The organism is Amycolatopsis kentuckyensis (assembly GCF_002155975.1).
In the GTDB taxonomy this organism is placed as follows: Bacteria; Actinomycetota; Actinomycetes; order Mycobacteriales; family Pseudonocardiaceae; genus Amycolatopsis; species Amycolatopsis kentuckyensis.
On sequence record NZ_MUMI01000885.1, the window covers coordinates 1 to 1,440 of the forward strand.

Consider the following 1,440-nt stretch of genomic DNA (forward strand, 5'->3'; position numbering starts at 1 on the left):
CGGCGATCACGCCGGCCACTGAAAACAGTCGGCTGAGCCCGGGTTTCGTTGCGGGGTGCGCGAGCCGGCCACCGGGGTACCTGCGCCGGCGGCCCAGGTAGCGGCCCCGGTTTCGCCGCGGAGCCGCCGCTCGTGCGGCCGACGCCGGGTCCACTCAGGACAGTCAGCCGAGGTCGGCGTTGTCCCGCAGCCGCCGCAGCACCAGGGCCAGGTGGAGGCGGAACCGGCCGGCCGGGGAGTCGACCTCGAAGCCCAGCACCGCCTCCGCGCGGGCCAGCCGGGCCGGCATGGTGCTGTGGTGGCGGTGCAGCGCCGCGGCTGCCTTGCGGGCCGAGCCCGTTGCGCACAACGCGTCCAGCGCCGCCAACGTGTCCGCGCCGTGGGGTTCGGCCGCGAGGTGGTCGAGTGCCCGGACGTCGGCCAGTTCCGCGAGTTCCGCCGGCGCCAGTTTGTCCGCGAGCGCGGCCAGACCGCCGAGCCGCTCCCACCACACCACGGGTTCGGCCGCCGAGGTGAACCGGAGCGCCGTCCGGGCCGCGCTCCACGACCGGGCGACCTCGATGGCCGGCCCCTCCGGGCCGACGCCCGCGCGGGCACCGTCGGGCAGCGAAGCCACCTCGCCCGGCAGCAGGACCGCCCGCACCCCGCCGAGCCGCGCCGAACGGCCCGCGAGCGCGTCGACACCCGTGCCCGCGAGCACGCGCAGCCGGGTCGCGGGGCCGAAGCCGAGCAGGTGCAGGGCGCGGGACCGTTCGACCGTGCCGGTGTCCTCGGACAGCACCAGTTCGACGAGCGCCGGATCCCCGAGTTCGGGCCGCGGCACCCCGGAGTGCTCCAGCAGGATCGCGGCGGCGATGGCGAACCGTTCGAGCAGCATGTCGTCCAGGGGGAGGGGCGCGCTGGCCCGCGCCACCCACACGACCACGCCGCCTTCGAGCGTCCGCGTGGCCGCTCCCATGGGCGCCGCCGCCGGGGTGACGACGCCGCCACCCGGCGCCGCCCGCAGCGACAGGCCTTGGCCGGCAGCGTGCACGCCGACGGGACAACCGGCCAGGTCCGCGGTACTGCGAACCAGAGTATCCAGCCCGGCGCGGCCGGCGATCAGGCGGTCGAAGAACCCGATCACCCGCACGGCGTTCTCGGCGTCGGCATCGAGCCCGGACAGCCGCAGCAGCAGGCCTTTCATCCCGCCACGATAGGCGCGCCCGCCACCCGATGGCGAGTATCGCTCGCGCTGCGTGGCCGGTCGGCCCGCAATGCCGCCTGGCAGCGAGGTTCCGCCCCGCCATGCCGTGGCCCGGTTGTGAGGATCCGCTGCCCGCTGCCCGCTGCCCGCTGTCCGCCACCCGGCGGAGGGGGGTGGCGGCGGGCGAGGCCCGGCCGACCGTGGAGGCTCGGCCGCCCCGGCCGCGCGCGAGATCCGGCCGACCGTGGAGGCTC

Annotated in this window: 1 protein-coding gene; it reads right to left on the minus strand. The window is 76.9% G+C overall.

Annotation, left to right across the window (positions count from 1 at the left end; genetic code table 11):
- Positions 1-163: 163 nt before the first annotated feature.
- On the minus strand, positions 164-1,186 hold the full coding sequence (locus CCN39_RS48915) for a helix-turn-helix domain-containing protein (protein WP_086854043.1): 1,023 nt from the start codon (positions 1,184-1,186) through the stop codon (positions 164-166).
- Between the last annotated feature and the right edge of the window lie 254 nt (positions 1,187-1,440).

What these genes read in the sequence shown, in the direction of transcription:
- CCN39_RS48915 (WP_086854043.1), bottom strand. Translation starts at nt 1,186, where the DNA reads ATGAAAGGCCTGCTGCTGCGGCTGTCCGGGCTCGATGCCGACGCCGAG.